Annotated in this window: 3 protein-coding genes and 1 pseudogene; all 4 read right to left on the bottom strand. The window is 52.1% G+C overall.

The window, feature by feature from the left end:
* Nucleotides 1-1078: uroporphyrinogen-III C-methyltransferase (cobA, locus tag IQ219_RS13775; RefSeq protein ID WP_194072987.1), on the bottom strand; the 1078-nt coding region annotated here is incomplete at its 3' end.
* Between the two features lie 142 nt (nt 1079-1220).
* Nucleotides 1221-6302: a PD40 domain-containing protein gene (locus IQ219_RS13770; protein WP_194072986.1), complete on the bottom strand. Its 5082-nt coding sequence runs from the start codon at nt 6300-6302 to the stop codon at nt 1221-1223.
* Between the two features lie 429 nt (nt 6303-6731).
* Nucleotides 6732-7316 carry a TIGR04376 family protein gene (locus IQ219_RS13765; RefSeq protein WP_190596806.1) on the bottom strand — a complete coding sequence of 195 codons (585 nt, stop codon included), beginning with the start codon at nt 7314-7316 and terminating at the stop codon, nt 6732-6734.
* A 148-nt stretch (nt 7317-7464) separates the two neighbouring features.
* Nucleotides 7465-7682 (bottom strand): annotated as a pseudogene (locus IQ219_RS13760) (hypothetical protein); the annotation flags it as partial.

The following is a 7682-nucleotide window of genomic DNA, read 5'->3' as shown; positions in this document are numbered from 1 at the left end:
AGTCCGGTTTGATGCCAAATTTCTCTAGGCTTTGGTCGGTTGTTTGGCCCACTACGGCTAACTTTAACCCCGCCAGAGCCCTACTGTCCCAACCATGGTGTTGCAATCTTTGGAAGAAAAACTCTACCCCATTGGCCGAAGTTAGAATTAGCCAGTCAAAGTCCCCCAACTTGGCGATCGCCTGGTCGAGGGGTTGCCAGTCGGTGGGGGGAACAATTTCCAGGGCGGCCATAGCTAATACATTGGCACCTTGCTGTTGCAAAAGTTCGGTAAACTGGCTCGCTTGGTCGGCGGCCCGGGTAACCAGAATAGTTTTTTGGGCCAGGGGCAGGGGGGTCAAGGCAGGGACAATCCTTTGATCAACAACATCCCCAATGACAATTACCGCTGGGGCCAGGGACTGTCCTTGGGTTTTTTCCACCATATCAGCTAGGGTTCCCCCCCAGGTTTGCTGTTCCGGTCTGCCGGCATTTTTAATTACCGCCATGGGGGTGCCAGGGGATTTACCCGCCTGGAGTAACTTATCCACCACCAACGGCAAATTTTTAGTCCCCATTAGAATCACTAAAGTGGGCAATTGGGCCAGGGCAGGCCAAGGCCAACCATGGGGATCATGGCCGTCCATGACAAAAAAACCCGTGCCGGTGTCTTTGGCTGTGAGGGGAATCCCTGCTAGTCCTGCACTGGCGATCGCCGAAGAAACCCCCGGTATCACTTCATAGGCACAATGGTGGGCCACCAGGGTTGCCAGTTCCGGTAGAAGGCGACCAAAAATCCAGGGGTCACCGCTTTTCAGCCGCACCACCCGTTTACCCAGGCGGTAATGGTCTAGCAATAGTTGATTGATTTTTGCCTGGGGAGTGCTGGGTTTCCCTGCCCGTTTGCCAACAAAAATCCGTTCACAATCCGGTGGCAGCAGATCGAATAGCTCCTGGGACACCAACGCGTCATAAATTACTACCTCCGCCCTACCCAACACGGCGATCGCCCTTTGAGTGAGATAGGCCACGGGCCCCAGACCAGCCCCCACCAGATAGACTTTAGCTGCGGCAAACGATGGTGGTGGCACAGTAATCATGGCTATTGGCAATGAACTACAAAATCATACTCCCCTGGCCAAAATCTGTTCAAGGGGCGGGGTTTTGCCATCACCTGAACTCTGAACTAAGAATAGGGAGAGCCAGGGCCCGATGCGGAGTTTCTACTCAGCGGCGCAAAAATTAGGTTGCCTTGGAGCCGGGGCGATCAACTGGGGACACCAACGCATTATGGGTGAGGTAGTTTTTCAGCCATTGTCGACCCTGGTCCAAAAGCTGGGGTAACGTTTTCACAGGCCAAAGCTTGGCAGTACCGTCGGCCGAAGAAGTTAAAACCCAGTGGCCATCAGGGCTAAATTCCGCTGACCGCACCCAATTACCATGGCCTTCCAGGGTGACCAATTCCCTTCCAGAACGGTCCCAAAGCCTAGCGGTGCCATCGTTGGAAGCGGTGACAAGCATTTGTCCGTCGGGGCTCCAATCCACAGTACCCACTAAACCCTGATGGCCATATAGCACCGCTACTGTTTTGCCGCTACGGTCCCAAAGTCTAGCGGTGTGGTCGGCAGATACGGTGGCAATCAAGTCCCCCTCGGGGCTAAATTGGGCCTGGTAAACAATGCTTTGATGGCCAGCTAAGGTCAACAAGGGACGACCGAGGAAATCCCAAATCCGGGCGGTGTTATCCACGGAGGCTGTCAGTATATAACGGCTGTCAGTGCTAAATTGGGCAAAATACACTGGTCCTTCATGGCCCCGGCATACGCCCACCTCCCGGCCAACAATTTCCCAGATGCCGGCTGTATTATCATCCGAGGCTGTGACGATAAATTGGCCATCGGCGCTAAACTCCGCCGCAAAAATAGTCTTTTCGTAGTGTCTCAGTACCGCCAATTCCCGGCCAGTATTATTCCAAACCCGAGCGGTGCCGTCTTTGCTAGCAGTGACGATATACTGACTATCGGAGCTGAAGCGCACATTCAAGACCGCATCCTGGTGCCCCCGCAGGGTGGTCAATTTTTTGCCCAACACATTCCAAATTTGAGCAGTTTTGTCCGCCGACCCCGTTACAATCCATTGGCCGTCCGGGCTAAATTGCCCTTCTCGCACCCAGCCTTGGTGATCCGCTAACACGGCAATGCATTTTCCTTCCATGGTCCAGAGACGAGCTGTTTTATCCCTGGAAACAGTCAACAGGCGATCGCCTTTGGGGTTGAAATGGGCATTGCGTACCCAGTGGCTGTGGCCGGTGAGAGTGATGGTATTTTTCGGGGCAATGTCCCATTGACGGGCCGTTTGGTCAGCGGAGACAGTGAAAATAAAACGACCATCGGCGCTAAAATCAGCGTCGTAAATTTCCTTCTGATGGGCCTGTAAAACGGTGAGCAAATTGCCTTCCTTCGTCCAAAGTCGGGCGCTGCCATCGGTGGAACAGGTGACAATTCTTTGGCCGTCCGGACTAAAACGGGCCGCGTGGATATTGTGGTCTTGACCCCGGAGCGTGCCCAAGCATTTACCATGGCGACTCCAAAGCCTAGCAGTACCGTCATTGGAAGACGTGATGATGTACTGGCCATCGGGACTCCAGAGGGCATTGTTGACCCAGTTTTGGTGCCCCTTTAAAACAGCAAAGCATTGACTGCTCAGATCCCATAGCCGGGCAGTGCCATCGGCGGAACAGGTGACAATCCATTGGCCATCAGGGCTAAATTGGGCGTTGCGTACCCAACTGGTATGCCCCTGGCAAAGGCCAATTTCCCGACCTTCTAGATCCCATAACCGGGCAGTGCCGTCCCGCGAGGCAGACAGTAAAATTTGTCCATGGCAGTTGAATTCAGCATTGCGGACCCAGTCGGTGTGGCCCTGGCAGAGGGTGAGTTGTTCCCCGGCAAAATTCCAAATGCGTACAGTATTATCCTGGCCACTGGTCATTACAAACTGATGATGGGGACTAAAATGCACACTCCTTACCCAGTCTTCGTGGCCCTGGAGGGTGGCGACTTCTTCCCCATGGCGTTGCCAGAGCTTAACGGTGTGATCGGCGGAGGCGGTGGCAAAATATTGACCATCGGCACTCCAGTCCACTGCCGTGATGGCCCCTTGGTGTCCCCGCAAAATGTTAATCAGTTCACCGTGGAAAGACCAAAGATAGGCAATACCGTTGCTGGTGGCTGTGAGCAATAGGGGGGGAGTGTTGTCCATGGGAGGACTGATCCGCAGACCGGTGACTGGCCCATCGTGTTGGCAACGGTTACATTCATTGATTTGAGCCAAAATGCTGTGGAGAGAAAGCCAGGGGGCCAGGCTAGGATATTGCACCAGAGGAGTTTCCGCTGTGACTAGTTTTTGTAGTTCCTGCCCGGTTTTAACTGCCGCCAGCAAGGCCTCCAGGGGATAGGAGACAAATTGTTTGAGAATAAACTGGCATTGCTTTTCCAGATTGATACCAGCCAGTAATTTTTGGTATTGCAATTGAGCTGCCTTCAACTTCTGGGCCGCGGCCTGTTCCTCCACACTGGAGCCTGCTTCCAACTCTGCAATTAAATCTTCGTTTCCCTGTTGGCGATCGCCAGAGGATGGGGCCATTAAATTGGGATTGGCTTTACTGCCCCGGCGACCAGCGCTAATGACGGCGGGAGTGGAGATAGCGGCACTTTTCTCTTGGAGGGCATGGGCTAAATGGGGCGTACTGAGACGGTAATAGGGCACCGTGGCTTGGTAAATCACGATAACTAATCTGCCCCGGAGCAATAGAGCCAGCAATAAATGCAATTGCTGAATGTCTTCTTGGGCAAACTCCGGTGGATTATCCCCCTCTGATTCAGGGACAGAATAGAGCGCAGTTAGTAACTCATGTTCGGTTTTGAGGCAAAGACCTTGCTGTCCATCGGCCAGGCTTTTGAGTAATTGCAGGGCTTTTTTAAGTAGATGGGGGGGCAGAAAAGCCAAATAGGTTTGGACGGCAAAGGTCAACCATTCATCTAACTTTTTACCCTGGTAATTCGCTGACTTAGTAACTTGTTGTTGTTCCAAGACGGTTCCCAACAGTTGCAAATCAATGGGATGGAGCCAGGGCCCCTCTTCCCAACCACCCTCCATCGCTAAATCCCCCAAAAATTGGGACTGCAAACTAGGGGGCCAAGGGTGGCGACATTGGGCCATGGCCTGGGCCAACCAACTTTCCGCTTGCCCTAGGGTGAGGGGGGGGATGGCCTGGTATTGCAGTGGGGGCAGGGACTGTTCTTCCTCCAATTGTCCCTTTAGCTCCCCATAAAAGTCGGCGATCGCCGTGGGGGGTAAAGAGATTAACAGACGGACACCTTGGGACGGGCCAGTGGTTAACAACCATTGCCACAGTACCAGAGCCAATTCCTGTTGGCGCAAGGAAGGACTTTGTTGCCAGGGTAGGGAGCCGTTTTCCCCGTCTAATATCAACAGCAAGTCCAATATTGGTAGGGCTTCTAGGGCAGAGGCTAACTCCGGGGCTGTAGCTTGCCCCAAGGCAGGCAGACTAAAGCGTTCCCCCAGGTGAACCCATAACTTTTCCGCCCAGCGCGGAGTAAACTCTACTAAAAACACCCGGTCTGGGGACATTTGTTGCAACACTTCCCCCGCTAACCAAGAAGTTTTGCCTCCCCCGGGCTCCCCTGTTAGGACCAACACTGGCATCGGCTTTTGTTCCCAAACCCTTTGCAGGTCATGCCAGGCGAGGGAAACTGTCTTTGGGGATTGCACGGCAGACAAACCCTCCGTACTGCCCCCCAGAATTTTTTCCGGTGCTAGGGGATGGCGATAAATACGTTGTTCTGGCCAACAGGGAAGGGGCCTGGGACCAATGAAGGCTCGCTGACCTAAACGGTATTCCCTGGTTTGATATTCCTGGTCAATGGCCAAGGCTGCCAGCCAATCTTCCAATTGTAAATAGCATTCCCGTAATTCCACCAGAATGGCTAGGTATAGACGGGGATTATCGTCAAAGGACACCAGGGTTTGGGCCTGGCGCAGGGTCATCAAAGCTTCTTTAATCTGGTCATTGGCCAATTGCACCCGACCGGCAAGGTAATGCAAATTTGCCAAGCAGGGACGATAATCCCGATCTTCAACTTCCTTAGAACGGGTTTCAAAGGCCCTTTTGAGAGCTTCCTTAGCTTCGTCAAATTTCCATTGCTCCACCAGGGCTTCACAAAGGTAACCATGAGCCAGGGAAATTAACCCCTGTAATTCCAATTCCGTCCAAGGCTTTTCCTGATTGCGATCTGGGGTGGTGTCCGTGGCAGCAAAGGGGGAAAGTTGATAGAAAAAAATCAGGCTGTTTTCGGCGGCTTGTCGCAGTTGCTCCCAGTCTTCTAGTCCCCGTAGAAGTTCCCCCACCAAGTTGAGGGTTTCTCCATGGACAAAGTGCCATTGCTGATTTTCTAGGGCGGCGATCGCCGTTTGGGCATAATTACGGGTTTGTTGCCAAAGTTGATGGGCACGGCTTTTTTCTCCGTAGGCTTGGAGTAGGGAGAGATAGCCCAACCGTAGGCTCAGCCAAATAATTGGCTCCGTATCCCCCAGCAGTTCCCAGACATCCAAACTTTCCCGATAGTGGCACTGGGCCTGTTTTCTGCCCATTTCTCCTTGGCTTTCCCGGGCCAAACCCTGTAACAAGGATAATTTGGCTTGGAGGAGGCTAATCGGCTCTAGTTCGAGGTTATGCTTTTGGTCAACGATCTCCCCCAACCAATGGGGTAAATTGACTAACATTTCCCGGCGTTTCTCCAGGGTCAATGGTGCCGGTTCTGACCAAACACACTGCCAGAGTTCATCGGTGCATTGCTCCAGATCCCCTGCCCCCAGCCGTAGATCAAACCAATGGCTTTTGCCGTCCAAGAAAGTCTGTAGGCCACGGAAGGCTTCTTCTATGGTGGGGGGAACCAGCACAACCCAATGGAAATGTCTCTCTCCACAGCGTTGTTGCTTTCCTTGGGCCAATTGGGCCAGAAAAGTTTGGGGATCGGGTTCTTCAGTCAGGCCAGTGATGAGAATAACGTCGCCTGTAAACTGTTCCCATTGCTGTAAAACCCTGGCCAGTTGCTCCTTTTCCGCCGCATCCAAAATCAGAACTTCGCCGGCGATCGCCGTGTCGTACCAATCTTCCACCCAGGTGAATTGACCGGCTAAGCAAAAATAAAGGTCATCCTGGGCTGCTGGTTGCCCAACCCGGTCAGCGAGGGATTGCAAAAGTTCTTGTTGCTGGGTAAGGCAGGATAACATAACAGCCATCGGTGTGAAGTTAGTACAATTACTAGCAAGGAAAAAATTATTTGACCTGTGAAGTTTTGCTTAATCTACGGTGGACACCGCCGCAAGACTGAGCAAATTTAATCAAAAATAGCGGGGAAAGCTCTAGGCCTCAGCTTCAATTTTAGTGACAAGATGCCAGCGTTGACACGGCCAGGGACGGGAGCAATTAAGCCATGACCAACGGATATCCATTGGGGCATGATTCATTGACCTGGATTCGGAATCAAAGCAGTCAGCAAAGTTTTTGCCCAACAAATCCTTGATGTTGCCCCAATATTTCATCTCCAGCAAAACTGGCTACACCGTATATTTTCATCTCTAACCATCTCTAACTGCCAATATTTTGACTATTAGCTAACTTAATTTGCCTAGTCACATCTGCCCTGGCCAGTTCCAGAGACACAGAAGCTATCTAGTGGAGTTGCGTCTCAGGCGCTCCAATTCCGTTTCCAATTCCCACTTTTTGAATTCCGCCTCCAAGGGATCCAACTCCCGATGATAGGTTTCCCCGGTATTGCCTTGATTCCAGCCCATGGTGTCCGTAGCCCGCCTTTGGGCCTCAGATGCTTTTTGCTCAGCCGCCATTTGTTTGGCTTTTTGCTGTACTTCCTTTTGTCGTTGCTGAATTTCCTCTATCAAACTTTGAGCTTGGCTGATCCGTTTTTCTGTCCCCGCCCGTTGCCCCCACACTTGATTGCCCTGACGCAGTAAGGTGGCTTCCCTTTCCTGGGCTCCTTGGGCCAAATCTTCTCGCCCAGCGGCCTTAGCCTGTTGAATGCGGCTATGCCAAGCCTGAATATCCTGGGCTAGGTTGAGAATTTGGGTTTCCTGGTCCTGTTTTTTGCGCTGTAGGTCTGTCAGTAAACGACGGGCGTCGGCTTCCTGTTCCCTCAACTGTTCTAACAGAGCTTCCAACTCCAGATGGGGGTTGTTTTGCAAAAACTCTTCCAGACGGTCTTCTAAAAAACGGCCGACATCGTCAAACAAGCCCATCGCTACAATCTTCCCAAAAATCTACTAGGTGCCATAAAAGCTTTTTCCTACTCCAAGATACCTTGTTTTTTTCTCCCATCACTGGAGATCAATCAAGACCCTGACTCTTTCTCGGCGATCGCCAAAGGTCCAAATAAATTAGGGCAAACTAAAAGCTTTGTCCTACCTCTAGATATCTTGTTTTTCCTTGCCGGGACAGAATTGCTTGCTGACTATTTACCGCTGCCAATTGCCAGCCGCTACTACCGATCGCCTCACCGATTTGAATGCGTTGGGTCATGCCATTCCAGCGGAATAGGGCCGAGGAGCGATCGCCGGATTCCAAAACCCCCACTAGGTCATGTTTAGTCTTACTGGGCACCATGG

The organism is Synechocystis sp. LEGE 06083 (assembly GCF_015207725.1).
GTDB lineage: Bacteria > Cyanobacteriota > Cyanobacteriia > Cyanobacteriales > Microcystaceae > Synechocystis > Synechocystis salina.
Note: the sequence above shows the minus strand (reverse complement) of the source record. Positions and strands in the feature narration are given on the sequence as shown.

Excerpts from the sequence above, each read along its gene's own strand:
- IQ219_RS13765 (WP_190596806.1), bottom strand. The coding sequence starts at position 7,316 with ATGGGCTTGTTTGACGATGTCGGCCGTTTTTTAGAAGACCGTCTGGAA.
- IQ219_RS13770 (WP_194072986.1), bottom strand. The coding sequence starts at position 6,302 with ATGGCTGTTATGTTATCCTGCCTTACCCAGCAACAAGAACTTTTGCAA.